This window comes from Massilia sp. TSP1-1-2, from assembly GCF_049896185.1.
In the GTDB taxonomy this organism is placed as follows: domain Bacteria; phylum Pseudomonadota; class Gammaproteobacteria; order Burkholderiales; family Burkholderiaceae_D; genus Telluria_A.
In genome coordinates this window covers 1-15,914 of sequence record NZ_JAFCTU010000007.1, presented here as the reverse complement: position 1 = coordinate 15,914, position 15,914 = coordinate 1, and the positions used below count along the sequence as shown (strand labels likewise).

Annotated in this window: 13 protein-coding genes; 3 read left to right on the top strand and 10 right to left on the bottom strand. The window is 59.3% G+C overall.

Features of this window, described 5'->3' with window-relative positions:
• Positions 1 to 18 precede the first annotated feature (18 nt).
• From ACP7BV_RS07885 to ACP7BV_RS07855, 7 genes are all read right to left on the bottom strand, one after another.
• Positions 19 to 450: an ExbD/TolR family protein gene (locus tag ACP7BV_RS07885; RefSeq protein ID WP_426103256.1), complete on the bottom strand. Its 432-nt coding sequence runs from the start codon at positions 448 to 450 to the stop codon at positions 19 to 21.
• 71 nt (positions 451 to 521) lie between these two features.
• Positions 522 to 962, bottom strand: a complete 441-nt coding sequence (locus tag ACP7BV_RS07880; RefSeq protein ID WP_426103254.1) for an ExbD/TolR family protein — start codon at positions 960 to 962, stop codon at positions 522 to 524.
• A 5-nt stretch (positions 963 to 967) separates the two neighbouring features.
• Entirely contained in the window at positions 968 to 1,906 is a 939-nt protein-coding gene (locus ACP7BV_RS07875; protein ID WP_426103252.1) for a MotA/TolQ/ExbB proton channel family protein, read from the bottom strand.
• 83 nt (positions 1,907 to 1,989) lie between these two features.
• Positions 1,990 to 2,652, bottom strand: a complete 663-nt coding sequence (locus ACP7BV_RS07870) for an energy transducer TonB (RefSeq protein WP_426103250.1) — start codon at positions 2,650 to 2,652, stop codon at positions 1,990 to 1,992.
• A 691-nt stretch (positions 2,653 to 3,343) separates the two neighbouring features.
• A complete protein-coding gene (locus tag ACP7BV_RS07865) occupies positions 3,344 to 4,870 on the bottom strand; it encodes a SpoVR family protein (protein ID WP_426103410.1) in 1,527 nt (508 codons plus the stop codon).
• Between the two features lie 13 nt (positions 4,871 to 4,883).
• A complete protein-coding gene (locus ACP7BV_RS07860; RefSeq protein WP_426103248.1) occupies positions 4,884 to 6,152 on the bottom strand; it encodes a YeaH/YhbH family protein in 1,269 nt (422 codons plus the stop codon).
• A 97-nt stretch (positions 6,153 to 6,249) separates the two neighbouring features.
• Positions 6,250 to 8,172, bottom strand: coding sequence for a PrkA family serine protein kinase (locus ACP7BV_RS07855; RefSeq protein ID WP_426103246.1), 1,923 nt, complete (start codon positions 8,170 to 8,172; stop codon positions 6,250 to 6,252).
• A gap of 573 nt (positions 8,173 to 8,745) precedes the next feature.
• Here ACP7BV_RS07855 and ACP7BV_RS07850 point away from each other — a divergent pair.
• Both ACP7BV_RS07850 and ACP7BV_RS07845 read left to right on the top strand, forming a co-directional pair.
• Positions 8,746 to 9,753, top strand: coding sequence for an adenosine deaminase (locus ACP7BV_RS07850; RefSeq protein ID WP_426103244.1), 1,008 nt, complete (start codon positions 8,746 to 8,748; stop codon positions 9,751 to 9,753).
• Positions 9,754 to 9,789: 36 nt separating this feature from the next.
• Complete coding sequence (locus ACP7BV_RS07845; RefSeq protein ID WP_426103242.1) at positions 9,790 to 12,345, top strand: ABC transporter permease; 2,556 nt, start codon at positions 9,790 to 9,792, stop codon at positions 12,343 to 12,345.
• A gap of 30 nt (positions 12,346 to 12,375) precedes the next feature.
• On the opposite strand, the gene ACP7BV_RS07840 is transcribed toward ACP7BV_RS07845, so the two are convergent.
• Together ACP7BV_RS07840 and ACP7BV_RS07835 are read right to left on the bottom strand one after the other, a co-directional pair.
• Positions 12,376 to 13,377: a response regulator gene (locus ACP7BV_RS07840; RefSeq protein WP_426103240.1), complete on the bottom strand. Its 1,002-nt coding sequence runs from the start codon at positions 13,375 to 13,377 to the stop codon at positions 12,376 to 12,378.
• Between the two features lie 29 nt (positions 13,378 to 13,406).
• The gene (locus ACP7BV_RS07835) at positions 13,407 to 14,636 is read right to left on the bottom strand and encodes a sensor histidine kinase (protein ID WP_426103238.1); all 1,230 of its coding nucleotides are present in this window, start codon (positions 14,634 to 14,636) and stop codon (positions 13,407 to 13,409) included.
• 206 nt (positions 14,637 to 14,842) lie between these two features.
• On the opposite strand from ACP7BV_RS07835, the gene ACP7BV_RS07830 reads away from it, so the two are divergent.
• Positions 14,843 to 15,166, top strand: coding sequence for a hypothetical protein (locus ACP7BV_RS07830; protein ID WP_426103236.1), 324 nt, complete (start codon positions 14,843 to 14,845; stop codon positions 15,164 to 15,166).
• Positions 15,167 to 15,289: 123 nt separating this feature from the next.
• On the opposite strand, the gene ACP7BV_RS07825 is transcribed toward ACP7BV_RS07830, so the two are convergent.
• Positions 15,290 to 15,760 (bottom strand): transposase, encoded by a 471-nt coding sequence (locus ACP7BV_RS07825; protein WP_426103234.1) that lies wholly within the window; start codon positions 15,758 to 15,760, stop codon positions 15,290 to 15,292.
• Positions 15,761 to 15,914: the final 154 nt, after the last annotated feature.

The window sequence follows — 15,914 nt, the reverse complement described above, 5'->3', positions numbered from 1 at the left end:
GTCTATCAACAATAGCGCTTACTGGAACTGTTCGTTGCCGACCATGCCGATCTTGGTGACACCAAGACGTTGGGCAGTAGCCATGACGCCAGCCACATACTTGTAAGACACCAGCTTGTTCGGACGCAGGTGAACTTCGGCCTGGTCTGCTGTGGCTGCAACGGCCAACATTTTTGCTTCCAGAGCCTTACGGTCAGGAACAACTGCGCCGTCCCACAGGATCGTACCGTCAAAGTCAACGTCAATGGTAATGACGACTGGCTCTTTGGTCGGAGGCGGTGGCGTACCGACAGGCATGTTCAGGTTGACCGAGTGTTGCTGCTTCGGAATGGTGATAATCAACATGATAATCAAGACCAACATCACGTCGATCAAGGGAGTCATGTTCATTTCCATCATTGGTTCCGGATCCGCGCCTGGGGCGGAAGAAGAACCGACATTCATACTCATGGTATTTCCTTTCTAATGTTGGGACCCGCAGCGCGCGGGCAGGTGTCACCACCGCGCGCTACCGAAGGACGTTACTTACTGCCAGGAGTCTTATCTGGCGGTTCGGTAATGAATCCGACCTTCTGGATACCAGCACGTTGTGCCGTGTAGATCACCTTGCCGATGAACTCGTAGCGTGCTTCTTGATCGCCACGGACGTGCACTTCAGGCTGCGGCAGCTTGACCGATTCCTTCTTCAGGAAATCGAACAGTTCGTTCGTATCGGCCAGGCGCTTTTGGTCGAAGTACATGTCGCCATCTTTGTTGACCACAATGTTGACCGTGGTCGGCTTTGGCTTCAGTGCCTGGTTGGTCTCGGAAGGCAGCGAAATCTTTTGCAGCTTCAGAACAACCGGGCTCGTAATCAGGAAGATGATCAGCAGAACCAACATGATGTCGACTAGCGGCGTCGTGTTGATTTCTGACATGACCTGGTCTTCTTCTCCGCTATCGGAGCCGACGCTCATGGACATGGTGATTACCCGATCTTTTTAGCGCCGGCAGCGCGGCCAGCTTCGCTGGTCGACATGGCGCCAGAGATCAGGACCGAGTGAACGTCGGCGCTAAACGAGCGAACATCTTCCATTGCCGACTTGTTGCGGCGAACCAGCCAGTTGTAACCCAGAACAGCAGGAACGGCGACGAACAGACCGAAGGCGGTCATGATCAGCGCTTCACCCACGGGACCTGCAACCTTGTCGATCGATGCGTTACCCGACATACCAATGGCGGTCAGTGCATTGTAAATACCCCATACGGTACCGAACAGACCGATAAACGGCGAGGTCGAACCAACGGTTGCCAGGAACGACAGGCCATCTTGCAGACGCGACTGGACTTTTTCAACAGCGCGGGCGATCGACATCGTCACCCAGGTCGACAGATCGATCTGCTCGAGCAGGGCGCCGTCGTGGTGCACGGTAGCCTTGGTGCCGGTTTCAGCGATGAAGCGGAATGGGCTGCCTTCTTTCAGCGAAGCCGAACCTGCGGCGATCGACGAAGCTTTCCAGAATTTCTGCTGGACTTCAGCGGATTGCTTGAAGATTTTCATCTGGTCGATCAGTTTGGTGATGATGATGTACCACGAACCCATGGACATCAGCGACAGGATGATCAGCGTGCCTTTGGAAACGAAGTCGCCTTCGGCCCACAGTGCGCCGATGCCATACGGGTTGCGCACTTCTTCTTTGACTACCGGTGCGGCTGCGGCTTCTGCCGGCGCAACTGCTGGTGCTGCGTCGGCGGCGGCCGGCGCTGCTGCTGGTGCTGCCATTGGATCGGTTGCGGCCGCTGCTGGAGCGGAAGCTGCCGGTGCAGGAGCGTCAGCGAAGGCTGGTGCGGAAACCAGCGCTGAAGCTGCCGTAACCGAAAACAGGACAGCCGCCAAAACAGCGGACAAACGGGTATTCTTAAACATGCTTCCTCCAAATTTATAAAATAATCAGTTCGCTGAACATGATGACAACGAAAATCACGGTGTGAGGCTGAGCGCCTCGGTTTTTATTCCAGCGTCCACTGGTACTGTACTGGCTGCCAAACTTGTTCCGGCTTGCCGTCGACCATCGCAGGCTTGAAGCGGCATTTGCCGATCGCTGCCTGAGCGGCCTTGTCCAAGTCCCGGAAGCCGCTGGACTTGGTAATCTTCGAGTCGACCATGCGGCCATCGACGCCGATCAGGAACGACACGGTGACGGTGCCAGTTTCTTCATTACGCAGCGAAGCTTTTGGATACTCCGGTTTAGCGCAAGTATTGAAGTCTGCCACTGCTGCCGTCCGAACCGGGTTCGGGTTGGCGGGAGCGGCCGGTGCTGGCGCTGCCGGTGCCGAAGGGCGTGGCAGTTCAGTGGTTGCCGGCTTGACGTTGGTCGCGTTGGCGATCGCGGTCTGAACCGGTGGAGGTTGTTGCACGTTCACTTCGACCGGCGGAATGAATGGAGGCGGCGGCGCCTTCATTTCCGGCGGCGGCGGCGGCGGCGGCACTTCCTTCGGTGGAGGAGGCTTGACTTCCTCAATGATCTTGGTTTCAACAGCATCAGCCATTTTCGCGACCATGCGGGTGCCCAGACCAGAGACTATGCCCCAAGCAACCAACGCGTGAATCAAGATGACGACTGCAATGCCAGTGAAATTCTTCCCGGGGTTCTTCTCGTGCGAAAAATTCATGCCTGCTTTCTCCAATACCAACTCTTTTTGTAGCGACTAAACCCACAAAACACGACGAAACCTTGAGCCGTATCCGGGACGTCGGCGAATTATACCTACGTATTCATTTTTTACCATCCCTTTTTTGCACCTCCAAATCGGTTCGATTCATGGGGAGAAGTGGGTGCCGGAGTGGGTCTTTTCGCTCCGACCTGCACCTTCTGATAAAAAAATCAATACTCGGCGACCGCACCATTCTGGAGCATTCCTTCTAACCGCAGATAAAACGGTCGCATTCAGTATTGCGTGATGTTTTAACGGACCTAGGCGACCAATACCGAACATAGTTTGCAGCCGGCATGGCATTTATGCTAACTATAACTAGTTTCAGCAAGGCGGGGCGTTCTATTGAACGTCATCCGGGCGGACCAGCCAGGCGCATGAAAAGCGCCTGCGACACTGACTTTGCCGACGCTTCAGTGCGCGCTGTCTGGACTGGCTGGATCTCCTCAGCTATGCGGCTGGGGAATGACGGTCATCACGATCGCAATATAGCATATTGACGGACCCTGCCTAGTGTTTTTTGCGCGAGCATGGCAAATCTTCTTGCTTGACTCTGGCATGCAGGGCGGCAGGGGAGTTCGTAGTGTTGTTGCGAAGTCATATCAACAGCGAACGGGCCGCGAAAGCGGCCCGAAGATGGGGAAGGAGGTCAGTTGCGGTTGCGTTTTTCGCGTTTGCATTCCAGCGTACTAACCACGTTACCGTCAGGATCGACGGTATCGAGTCGCACGTCGAAGCCCCACAGGCGCGCCACGTGCTTGAGCACCTCCTGCGCCTGGCCGTTGAGCGGGCGGCGCTGGTATTGGGCGTGGCGCAGCGTGAGCGCCCTGTCGTCGCGGGTATTGACTTGCCAGACCTGGATGTTCGGTTCGCGGTTGCCCAGGTTGTACTGGTCGGCCAATTTCTGGCGCACGTCGCGGTAGCCGCGCTCGTCGTGAATGGCCGAGATGGTCAGCTTGTCGTTGCTGTCATCGTCGAGCACGGCAAAAAAGTGGAAGTCGCGGATCAGCTTGGGCGAGAGGTATTGCGCGATGAAGCTCTCATCCTTGAAGTTGCGCATGGCAAAGTCCAGCGTCTTGCGCCAGTCGCTGCCGGCAATCGCAGGGAACCATTCGCGGTCCTCGGGCGTAGGGTCTTCGCAGATGCGGCGGATGTCGGCCATCATGGCGAAGCCGAGCGCATACGGATTGATGCCGCTGTAATGCTGGCTGGTGGCCGGCGGCTGATAGACAACGTTGGTATGGCTTTGCAGGAATTCGAGCATGAAACCGTCGCCGACGACGCCTTCCTGGTACAGCTCCTGCAAGATAGTGTAGTGCCAGAAGGTGGCCCAGCCTTCGTTCATCACCTGCGTCTGGCGCTGCGGATAAAAGTACTGGGAAATCTTGCGCGTGATGCGGACCATCTCGCGCTGCCAGGGTTCGAGCAGCGGTGCGTACTTCTCGATGAAGTACAGCAGGTTTTCTTCGGGCTCCGGGGGAAAGCGGGGCGCGGCGACGTCGGCCAGTTCTTCGTCGCGCCGCGGCACCGTGCGCCACAGCGCGTTCACCTGCGACTGGGCGTACTCTTCGCGTTCTTTCTGGCGCGCATTTTCCTGGGCCATCGACAGCTTGGCGGGCCGCTTGTAACGATCCACGCCATAGTTTTGCAGGGCGTGGCAAGAGTCGAGCAGCAATTCGACGGCATCGATGCCATGCCGCCGTTCGCATTCGGCGATGTAGTTCTTGGCGAACACCATGTAGTCGACGATGGCGTCCGCATCGGTCCAGGTGCGGAACAGGTAATTGCCCTTAAAGAAGGAATTGTGCCCGTAGGCGGCATGGGCGATGACCAGCGCCTGCATCGTCAAGCTGTTCTCTTCCATCAAGTAGGCGATGCAGGGATTGGAGTTAATGACGATTTCGTAAGCCAGGCCCATCTGGCCGCGCTTGTAGCTCTTTTCCGTCGACAGGAAATGCTTGCCAAAGGACCAGTGGTTATACGACACGGGCATGCCCACTGACGTGTAAGCGTCCATCATTTGCTCGGCGGTGATGATTTCGAGCTGGTTGGGATAGGTGTCCAGGCCAAAGGACTTGGCCACGCGGCGGATTTCTTCGTGCGCATGCTCGATCAGGTCGAAGGTCCACTCCGACTGTTCGGGCAGGGCGCGCGGATGTTTTGGATCTCTTGGCATCATGCCCCCTGGTCTATTTGGCCTGCTTTTTGAACAGTTCGCGGAAGACGGGATAAATGTCGGCCGGCGTGACAATCTTTTGCATGGCGAAATTCTGGTGATGGTCGCCGACCTCGGCGTACTGCTCCCACAGGTTTTGCGGCGGCCCGTCGGTAATTTCCACGTAGGTGTAATACTGCACCGCCGGCATGATGGTGTTGACGAGCAACTGCTTGCACAGCACCGAATCATTGTCCCAGTTGTCGCCGTCGGAGGCCTGGGCCACGTAGCTGTTCCATGCGCCGCTGCCGTAGCGCTCGCTGATCACCTTGCTTAGCAAATGCAGCGCCGACGACACGACGGTGCCGCCCGATTCGCGCGAGTGGAAAAATTCTTCCTCGTCCACTTCGGCCGCGGCCGTATGGTGGCGGATGAAGACGACCTCGATCTTGTCGTAGGCGCGTTTTAAAAACAGGTACAGCAAGATGAAAAAACGCTTGGCCGTGTCCTTGCGCGACTCGTCCATCGAGCCGGAAACGTCCATGATGCAAAACATCACGGCCTGGGTCATCGGCTTGGGTACCTTCACGCGGTTGCTGTAGCGCAGGTCGAACGGGTCGATGAAGGGAATCGCCAGCAGCTTGGTATGCAGGTGATGGATCAGGTGCTTGAGCTCGATGACGCGCGCATCGTCGAGCGGTATGCCTTCTTCGATCAGCGCGACCAGTTCGCGTTCGGCATGCAGCAAGGACTTGCGCGACGTGCCGCCCACGGCGATGCGCCGGCCCAGCGCGCCGCGCAGCGAACGCAGCACGTGGATGTTCGATGGCGTGCCCGACATATTGTAGCCGGCGCGCTGGTTCTTGAATTCGGTGGTGGCGGTCAATTGGGTCTTGACCATATTCGGCAGCTCAAGATCCTCGAAGAAATAATTCATGAATTCTTCGCGCGACAATTCGAAAATGAAATCGTCTTCCGATTGCTGGTCGCTGTTGCCGGCCTTGCCGCGGCCCGCACCGCCGCCGCCGCGCGGCCGGTTGAACTGGTCGCCCTTCTGGTATTCCTTGTTGCCGGGGTTGATGGTTTCCCACACGCCACCGTGGGCGTGGCCAAAATTCGGCTCATTCACATCCTTGACGGGAATCGATACTTTCTCGCCACTTTCGATATCGGTGATCGAGCGGCCCTTGATGGCACGCCCGACAGCGTCCTTGATCTGGCTTTTGTAACGCCGTAGGAAGCGCTCGCGGTTGATCGCAGACTTGTTCTTGCCTTGCAAGCGTCGGTCGATGAGATAGGTCAAAACGGGCCTCCTGCCTTAAACCGTTTACTTCGCGCGCATCGCGCCGCTGTGCAAGCGGGCGGTGCGCGGCCGCGTTGGCGTACCGCCACGCGGCGGACTATGACGACTTGCGTACCCGCAAATACCATTCGCACAGCAAGCGCACCTGCTTGGCGGTGTACCCTTTTCCCACCATGCGGGCAACGAAGTCGGCGTGCTTGTTGGCGTCTTCCGCGCTTGCCTTGGCGTTGAACGAAATGACCGGCAACAGCTCCTCCGTGTTGGAGAACATTTTCTTCTCGATCACGGTACGGAACTTTTCATAGCTGGTCCAGGCGGGATTCTTGCCGCCGTTGGTCGCCCGCGCCCGCAGCCCGAAGTTGACGATTTCGTTTCGGAAATCCTTGGGGTTGCTGATGCCGGCCGGCTTTTCGATCTTTTCCAGTTCGTTGTTCAGCGAATCGCGATCGAAGCTCTCGCCCGTGTCCGGATCGCGGAATTCCTGGTCCTGGATCCAGAAGTCGGCGAACGTGACGTAGCGGTCGAAAATATTCTGGCCGTATTCGGAATAGCTTTCCAGGTAAGCGGTCTGGATTTCCTTGCCAATAAATTCGACATAGCGCTGCGCCAGGTGTTCCTTGATATACGAGAAATAGCGCTGTTCGGTCTCGGGCGGAAATTGCTCGCGCTCGATCTGCTGCTCCAGCACATATAACAGGTGCACCGGATTGGCCGCCACTTCGGTGTTGTCGAAGTTAAAGACCTTGGACAGGATCTTGAAGGCGAAGCGGGTCGACAAGCCATTCATGCCTTCGTCCACACCCGCGTAATCGACGTACTCGTGCATCGACTTTGCCTTGGGATCGGTGTCCTTCAAGTTTTCGCCGTCGTAGACCAGCATTTTGGAGAAGATCGATGAATTTTCCGGGTCTTTCAGGCGCGATAAAATCGCGAACTGGGCCATCATTTTCATGGTGCCGGGCGCGCACGGGGCGTTTTCCAGCGACGAATTGCGAATCAGCTTGTCGTAGATCTTGATCTCGTCGGCCACGCGTAGGCAGTAAGGCACCTTCACGATATAAATCCGGTCGAGGAAAGCTTCGTTGTTGCGGTTGTTGCGAAACGTTTTCCATTCCGACTCGTTCGAGTGGGCCAGGATGATGCCGTCGAAGGGAATCGCGCCGAAGCCTTCGGTCCCCTTGTAGTTGCCTTCCTGCGTCGCCGTCAACAGCGGGTGCAGCACCTTGATCGGCGCCTTGAACATTTCCACGAATTCCATCAAGCCCTGGTTGGCCAGGCACAGGCCGCCCGAATAGCTGTAAGCGTCCGGATCGTCCTGGGCATAATCCTCGAGCTTGCGGATGTCGACCTTGCCCACCAGCGAGGAAATATCCTGGTTGTTTTCGTCGCCAGGTTCGGTCTTGGAAATGGCGATTTGCTTGAGCACCGACGGGTAGCGCTTGACCACGCGGAACTGGTTGATGTCGCCGTTAAATTCGTGCAGGCGCTTGACGGCCCACGGGCTGGGGATGGTGCGCAGGTAGCGACGGGGGATGCCGAAGTCTTCTTCGAGGATCACGCCGTCTTCGTCTTCGTTGAACAGGCCGAGCGGCGACTCGTTGACGGGCGAACCCTTCAGGCAATAGAAGGGCACCTGCTCCATCAGAACCTTGAGTTTTTCCGCAATTGACGATTTGCCGCCACCGACCGGGCCCAGCAGATAGAGGATTTGCTTGCGCTCTTCAAGGCCTTGCGCGGCGTGCCGGAAGTAAGAGACGACTTGCTCGATGACTTCCTCGGTGCCGTAGAACTCCTTGAACGCGGGATAGATCTTGATGACCTTGTTGGCGAAGATGCGCGACAAACGCGTATCGTTACGCGTATCGACCAGCGTGGGCTCGCCGATGGCTGCCAGCATGCGTTCCGGAGCGCTGGCGTAGGTCTGCTTGTCCTTCTTGCACAGTGTCAAATACTCTGAGAGGGAATATTCCTCTTCCCGGGTACGCTCGTAGCGAGCTGCGTAGTTGTCAAAAATGGTCATTTGAATGTCCTTTAATGGGCTAACACTACATCACTGTCACTGGCAGGGATTTATTGGCGTTCCGTCCAGGCCGATTGCTTTGCGTACTCCTCTTTGAATCGTTACGACCATTCCAAGTTCCAATCTTTCTGAAACAAAAAAACGTGTAACGACGTTTTATTTTTGTTCCGGATTCCTCCGGTGAATTGTGCGTGCTGCAAGGTATTCTTACGCCTATGAAATTAATTATGTGCCTAATAGTTCTGGAAGTCAAAGCAATGTCGTGTGAGCGAATGTAACCGAATTAAGCGGTTGATTTAAAACGAAAAAAGTTCAACTTTATGTGGATAAAGCGTGACGTTTCGGGGTGATTCATCGCGCTTTCATATGCTTATTGCCACACGCTTTAGAGGGGCCGGGAAAGTAGTGCACCGCATCCACAGAGGGCCGTTACATAGTGCACGATCTGGGCGGCCGATGGCGCACGAACATGGCGCGCGTGTCACACTTTCAAGGCCCGTCCAATCGGTCCGGCGCGCTTGCGCTACACTGCATGATTTGCAGCACGCCCCACCAACGCCACGGAGAATCCTCATGCCGAACGACCAACTGCGCGCCATTGTGCAACAGATGCCGAAGGCGGAATTGCACATCCATATCGAAGGTTCGCTCGAGCCCGAGCTGATCTTTGCACTCGCGCAGCGCAACGGCATCTCCCTGGCTTACCCATCGGTCGACGCCTTGCGCGCCGCCTACGCGTTTACCGATCTGCAATCGTTCCTGGACATTTATTACGCCGGCGCCAGCGTTCTCATTAAGGAGCAAGATTTTTATGACATGACCGCGGCCTACCTGGCGCGCGCGGCAGCCGACAATGTGGTGCATGCCGAAATCTTTTTCGACCCGCAAACCCACACCGAGCGCGGCATTGCCTTCGAGACGATGATCAACGGCATCTGGCGCGCCTGCCAGGATGGCCCCATCAGTGCCGGCCTGATCATGTGTTTCCTGCGCCACCTGTCCGAAGAGGAAGCACTGGCCACGCTCGAGGATGCCTTGCCGTTTCGCGACAAGCTGATCGGCGTCGGCCTTGACTCTTCGGAGCAAGGCCATCCGCCGGAAAAGTTCGCGCGCGTGTTCGCCCGTTGCCGCCAGCTGGGGCTGCACCTGGTGGCCCATGCCGGCGAGGAAGGTCCGCCCGCCTACATCAGCACCGCGCTCGACGTGCTGCAGGTGGAGCGGATCGATCACGGCGTGCGCTGCCTGGAAGATGCCGCGCTCACCAGTCGCCTGGCGCGCGAGCAGGTGGCGCTGACGGTGTGCCCGTTGTCGAACGTCAAGTTGCGCGTGTTTGGCGACATGGGATCGCACAACTTGTTCGACTTGCTCGACGCCGGTCTCTTGGCCACGGTCAACTCGGACGATCCCGCGTATTTTGGCGGCTACATGAATGATAATTTCCTGGCCGTATTTGATGCCTTGCCGCTCAGCCGTGTGCATGCCCAGCGCCTGGCCCGCAACAGTTTCCTCGCCGCCTTTCTCGATCCCGTGCAAAAGCAGGGCTACCTCGATGAAGTCGACCGTTTTTTCGCCACTATATAAATAGACGCGCCAACTCCTTTCCCGATGCCGACCGTCATGTCCACTCCCATGCGCACCCCGATCCTCGCCCAATCCCTGCGCATGACCGCGCGCGACTGGCGCGCCGGCGAGCTGCGCTTTTTGCTCATTGCCCTGATCGTTGCCGTGTCCGCGCTGTCGGCGGTGGGGTTTTTCATCGACCGCATGCGCGCCGGGCTAGAGCGTGATGCGCACCAACTGCTCGGCGCCGACCTGCTGATCAACGCCGACTCCCCGCTGCTGCCGGCCTGGCGCGCGGAAGCGTTGCGGCGCGGCCTGGTGCTGGCCGACACCGTCACCTTTCCCAGCATGGCGCAGGCGGGCGAGGGCGAGCAGTCGGTGGCCCAGCTGGCCTCGATCAAGGCCGTCTCGCCCGGCTACCCATTGCGCGGGCAACTCAAAATCACCACCGACGCATCGCAGGCCACGTCCGCGCTCGGCGTCAAGACCGACGCCACGCCGGCCAGCGGCACGGTCTGGGTCGACCCCAACATCCTTACTGCCCTCAAGAGTCGCGTGGGCGGCACCATCAAGGTGGGCGACAAGGATTTCACGATCACGCAACTGATCGCCTCCGAGCCCGACCGGGGCGCCTCGTTCGCCAATTTTGCACCGCGCGTGATGCTCTCGACGGCCGACCTGGCCGCCACGGGCCTCATCGACAACGGTTCGCGCGTGACGTACCGCCTGCAAGTGGCCGCGCCGACTTCCCGCGCGCTGCCCGCCGTGGCCGCTTACGAAGCCTGGCTCAAAGAGCGCATCGAGGCCGGCGCCATCAAGGGCGTGCGCGTCGAGTCGCTTGAAAACGGGCGCCCCGAAATGCGCGCCACGCTGGAGCGCGCCGACCGCTTCCTGTCGCTCGTTGGCCTGCTCTCGGCGATGCTGGCGGCGGTGGCCGTGGCGATGGCGGCGCGCCGCTTCATGCTGCGCCACCTGGACGCCTGCGCCATGCTGCGCTGCCTGGGGCTCACGCAAAACCAGGTCACGGTGCTGTACCTGACCGAGTTCGCGCTGGTCGGCCTGGTGGGCAGCGCGCTGGGCGTGCTGGTGGGGCTGGGCGGGCATCTGGTGCTGCTCGAACTGATCGGCAAACTGATCGAAACCGAGCTGCCGCCGGTGTCCTGGATGCCGGCGCTGCAGGGCGTCGTCACCGGCATGCTGCTGCTGGTCGGCTTTGCGCTGCCGCCCATCCTGCAACTGCGTAACGTGCCGCACAACCGCGTGATCCGGCGCGAGCAGGCCGCTCCCGCACCGCTGGCGCTGGCCACCTACGCGCTGGGCGTGATCGTGTTTGCGCTGCTGCTGCTGTGGCAGGCGGGCGACCTGAAACTGGCGCTGGTCACGGCCGGCGGCTTTCTGGGCGCCTTTGGCGTGTTCGCGCTGGCCGGCTGGCTTGGCCTGCTCTCGCTCAAGCGCCTGCGCGGCGCCATCGACAACCAGAGCTGGCGCTTTGCCGTCACCTCGCTGCAGCGGCGCCGCGGCGCCACCATCGTGCAGGTGGTGTCGCTGGCGCTCGGCCTGATGGCGCTGCTGCTGCTGACCGTGGTGCGCGGCGACCTGATGGCGGCCTGGCGCAGCGCCACGCCGCCGGACGCGCCGAACCGCTTCATCATCAACATCATGCCCGACCAAAAGGCGGATGTGGCGCGCCGCCTGGCAGCGGCCAAGGTGGCCGGGCCGGTGCTGTACCCGATGATCCGCGGGCGCCTGACGGCCGTCAACGGCGTGCCGATCACCGGCGCCACTTATGAAGATGAAAACGCCAGGCGCATGTCGGACCGCGAATTCAACCTCTCGACAACCACCGACCTGCCGCCCACCAACCGCATCGTGGCGGGCACGTGGTACCAGGACAAGCCGGGCGTGGCCGAAGCATCGGTCGAGCAGGGCATCGCCACAACGCTGCGCTTGAAACTGGGCGACGTGATGCGCTTCGACGTGGGCGGGACGCTGGTGGACGCCAAGGTCACCAGCTTGCGCAAGCTTGAATGGGGTTCGATGCGGGCCAATTTCTTCGTCATCATCAATCCGTCCGCGATGGCGAACACGTCCCAGACCTACATGACCGCTTTCCACCTGCCGCAAAACGCATCGGGACTGACCAATGAACTGGCGCGCGCCTATCCTAACGTATCGGTGATCGACGTCTCGGGCATCATCCGCCAATTACAAGATGTGCTTGACCAGGTGGTGACGGCAGTCGAGTTCCTGTTCGCCTTCACGCTGGCGTCGGGAGTGCTGGTGCTGTATGCGGCTTTGATGGGTTCGCAAGATGAACGCACGCGCGAGTCGGGCTTGCTGCGGGCGCTGGGCGCCACGCGCCGGCAGCTGGCGCGCGCGCAGTGGATCGAGTTTTCGCTGGTGGGCGCCCTGGCCGGCCTGTTGGCCGCGAGCGGCGCGGCGGCGCTGGGGTGGGCGCTGGCAACCTACCAATTCAAGTTCGAATGGACGTTCAGCCCGACGGTATGGCTGGCCGGCGTGGTGGTGGGCGCCGCCTGCGCCGTCATCGGCGGCTGGCTAGGATTGCGCCACGTCCTCAGCCAGCCGCCCCTGCAAACGCTGCGCGAAGCCTGACCCCGGGTGCCGTGATGCAGTCGCGAATTGTTACAGCGCCGGTTCGCGCTCGTGCAGGTAGTCGGAAAACGAGGTGGCCATCTCCGCCAATTCGCCCGGCGCCAGCTTGAACAAGGCCCAGTAATATTTTTGGGCGCCCTCGCACACCTGCGCCGGCGCGATGTATTTGTGCCAGCCGGCCGCAAAGTCGGCCGAGTACATGCCGTCGCCTTCGCGAAACCACGGGATGATGCAGCGCTCGCGCAGCGCCACCAGCAACGATTGCGGCGCCTCGTTGTCGCAGGCGACTTCATAGTGCGACGTCATGCTGGCCTCGGTTTCGACCACCATCAACTGCGCCTGCCCGTCGGCGTCGTACATCAAGATGCCGGCCGGGTTCGAGAACACGTAATGCTCGACGATCCGCTGCTCTTTGAGGATGCCCTTGACCAGCTGCGCGAACACCGGGTCGCTGACAAAGCTGTAATTGTGCAGCGCGAGCAGTTCACGCAGCGGATCGGACCTGGCTGCGAAATATTCGCGCTGGAGCGCCACGATCTCGGCCTCGAGTTTGTCGAGCGCGTCGTCGTCGCTCTTTTTGATGTAGCGGTCGATCAGGCCGCGGTTGAAGGCGTCCACCGCCACCTTTTCATCGGCCACACCGGTAAACAGAATCTTCTTGCAGGGCAGGTGGGCCAGCGCTTCGCACAGCTGCACCCCGTTCATCTGCGGCATCGAGTAGTCGACCACGAGCACCGAGGGCGTCACGAAGCGCCTGCGCTCAAAGCTGATGCGGTGGATCTGGTCGACGTCGAAGGTGACGTTGGCCTGTTCGTGCGAATTGGGATAGGTGTCATAGCTGGCGCACAGCTTGTTTTGGTGCGCCTCGTCGCGCCCGCCCTGGCCCGTCAGCCACGCGATCGCGGAACTGGTGTCGTGGAAGGCTTTGCTGGCCAGCGCCGGGTCGAGCTGGAACGAGAGGCTTTTCAGGAAGCTGTCGCTGTCGTCGATCAGGACGGTCAGGCTGGGATGGTGATAAATCGGCAGTGGCATGGAGCGGTATCCTGACAGAGTGGGGGCGATTACTTTGCTTTGGCGAGTTGGACCGGGGGGAATTCGAGGACGAAAATGGTGTACGCCCACTCGCGCGAGACGCAGCGGATGCGCGCCTTCCAGGCGTCCACGATTTCCTTGCACAGCGCCAGGCCGATGCCCGATCCCGATTTGGGCGGGTACGAATAAAAGCGCTTGAAGATCATCGGCAGCTGTGGCGCCGGAATGCCGCAGCCGGTATCGATGAACAGCAAGCGCGGGGTGGCGCGCTTGCCGTCGATGATGATCCGGATGCGACCCTTGCCGGCGCGGTGCAGCGCCTTGAGCGCGTTGCGTAGCAGGTTGAGCAGGATGACGACCGACAGTTCATGCTTGCCGGCGAAGGTGAAGTCGGCCCGCACGTCGATCCTGACGGCGTCGCGCTGTGACTGCGCGGTGAACGGATAGCGCCGGATGACCGATTCGACCACCTCCTGCATCGAGACATATTCGTCCGCTTCAAGCTGCTCGTTGACGGCCGCCGCCGACAGCAGGAACAGGTCGACCATGTGGTTCATGTGGCGCACTTCATGCTGGATGCGCGTCATCGCTTCGCTCATCTCGTGCCAGTCGGCAGGCGACGGATTGGCAGCCGCGTTCAGGCGCCGGTGGATGCCGCGTACATTGGCGTCCACGCTCACCAGGGGCGTTCGCAATTCATGCGAGACCGTGGCCAGGCCCTGCGCCATGCCGGCCAGCTTTTCGTTGGCCAGCACGCGCCGCCCGACCTTGGACACTGCGACCACGACAATGGTAAAGGCGTAGATCGGCAGGTTTTGCAGTACCTGGTGGCTGCTTAAAAAAGCCGGGTCGCCAACCAGCGCGAACAGCGCGCAGGCGCCGGCCACGCCGGTCGCAAACGACATCAGCGCCCACGCGGTCGAGAAGTGAAACAGCACGATCAGCGCCACCAGCAGCGACTGGCTCCACACGCCGGAGGCATGGTTCATCAGGAACAGGAAGGTGAACTGGAATGGCAGTACGTAGGTGACGGCCACGAACAGGTAAGTGTCGCGCAGCGGGCCCTTGAACAGCGTGCCGGCCCATGGCGCCGGCACGCACAGGGCCGCTCCCACCAGGCGCAGGGGCAGGCTTTCGTACGCCTGCGGGAAGACGTAGGTCCAGATCAGGTAGTAAGTGGGCATGCCGAGGCAGCCTATCCACGCCAGCACGATGTAGCGCCAGGTGGCGTGATCGAATTTGCGTTCATAGCGCTGCACGGCCCGCAGCGAACTTTGCTGCAGCCGGCGTCTGGTCGTTTTAAAAGTGCGCCTCGGCAAGCCCATCTGCAGTCATCTCGTAAGTTCTTGATATTTATCAAATTGATTCGCATCAATCGTAATCCTGTCTTATGTTGACAATGGATAACTTGATTTAGATCAAACATCGTCGATGTTGCACCAATGCCAATAATTGAAGGCAGAAAATGAAATTTCTTTTCTCAGGAGAAATCATCATGACATCTGCCGCAAATCAAACGTTAAACCCCATCCGCGCCGAATTGCGCATGCCTTCTTTCGTAACAAAGCGTATGGACGAGCATTATGTGACGCGGGTTCAACAACTGCTCGGCGGTGAACACATGCATGTGTGGAAGCCGGCCGGCGCCGGCGCACTTATGCTTGCCGGCAACGATTACCTGTGCATTGCCAGCGAGGGTAAGCTGCTGGCGGCCCAGGCGCGTGCCCTAGCCCGAATGTTGCATGAATCTCCATCGCGCTTACGGTTTTTCGGCATCGCTTGGCGCTGACCGTAGTTCGGATGTCTCGGACGAAATCTGCCCTACCCGAGCGAACGGGAAAGGAATGAAGCGGCATGAGGGTTAGCGGTTGATGGTGGGCGGTCAATTCTCGGCAGACCCGACGTGCCCTGTTCAGGACGAGTTGAGGATCTTTGCCGGAGTCGGCAGATAGAGTCGCTCGGTCAATGTCTGTAGGAGATGTTTGAGAGCGCACGAGCTTGGTAGATGAAGAACGATTTTATTCTTGTATTGCCGGACCTGCACAGCAATTTTGAACAGTTTCTTGATCACGGTTGACGGTTGCGCCTGCGACAGCTCCGTATTCTGCAGTGCTTCGGTGCGCATCTGTTGATGTAGGACATAAGCAGCGGCATGCAGAAGCAGACGCATGCAGTTGGCAAGAAAGCTCGTGCAGGAAGTGCGGTCTGACGCCAGATCGCCCTTGAGGTGCTTGATGTAATTTTCGGATTGACCACGCTCGCAATAAACGTCTTCGTACAGCGTGCCGGCATCAAGTCCAGGGAGCGACGTTACGATGAAACGCGTGTTTTCGCAGGCGCCATGACCTCCGCCTTCAATAGCACGCGCCAGGCCCTCGGCCATGAGCCAGCCTTGTAACTGAATTCATCGAACAGGCGCACCGCATTTGGCACTAGTGTAGTGCGTCAAACAGATTGAAGCTTATTAAGTTTGGCACGAGCGCGCGTGACTTTGGCAAGAATGTCGGTCGCTTTCGCGGTCCATATATACGGTTTCG

Bases quoted from the DNA above. Each gene is read 5' to 3' on its own strand.
- ACP7BV_RS07885 (WP_426103256.1), bottom strand. From the start codon at position 450: ATGAGTATGAATGTCGGTTCTTCTTCCGCCCCAGGCGCGGATCCGGAA.
- ACP7BV_RS07880 (WP_426103254.1), bottom strand. From the start codon at position 962: ATGTCCATGAGCGTCGGCTCCGATAGCGGAGAAGAAGACCAGGTCATG.
- ACP7BV_RS07875 (WP_426103252.1), bottom strand. From the start codon at position 1,906: ATGTTTAAGAATACCCGTTTGTCCGCTGTTTTGGCGGCTGTCCTGTTT.
- ACP7BV_RS07870 (WP_426103250.1), bottom strand. From the start codon at position 2,652: ATGAATTTTTCGCACGAGAAGAACCCCGGGAAGAATTTCACTGGCATT.
- ACP7BV_RS07865 (WP_426103410.1), bottom strand. From the start codon at position 4,870: ATGCCAAGAGATCCAAAACATCCGCGCGCCCTGCCCGAACAGTCGGAG.
- ACP7BV_RS07855 (WP_426103246.1), bottom strand. From the start codon at position 8,172: ATGACCATTTTTGACAACTACGCAGCTCGCTACGAGCGTACCCGGGAA.
- ACP7BV_RS07850 (WP_426103244.1), top strand. From the start codon at position 8,746: ATGCCGAACGACCAACTGCGCGCCATTGTGCAACAGATGCCGAAGGCG.
- ACP7BV_RS07845 (WP_426103242.1), top strand. From the start codon at position 9,790: ATGTCCACTCCCATGCGCACCCCGATCCTCGCCCAATCCCTGCGCATG.
- ACP7BV_RS07840 (WP_426103240.1), bottom strand. From the start codon at position 13,377: ATGCCACTGCCGATTTATCACCATCCCAGCCTGACCGTCCTGATCGAC.
- ACP7BV_RS07830 (WP_426103236.1), top strand. From the start codon at position 14,843: ATGAAATTTCTTTTCTCAGGAGAAATCATCATGACATCTGCCGCAAAT.
- ACP7BV_RS07825 (WP_426103234.1), bottom strand. From the start codon at position 15,760: ATGGCCGAGGGCCTGGCGCGTGCTATTGAAGGCGGAGGTCATGGCGCC.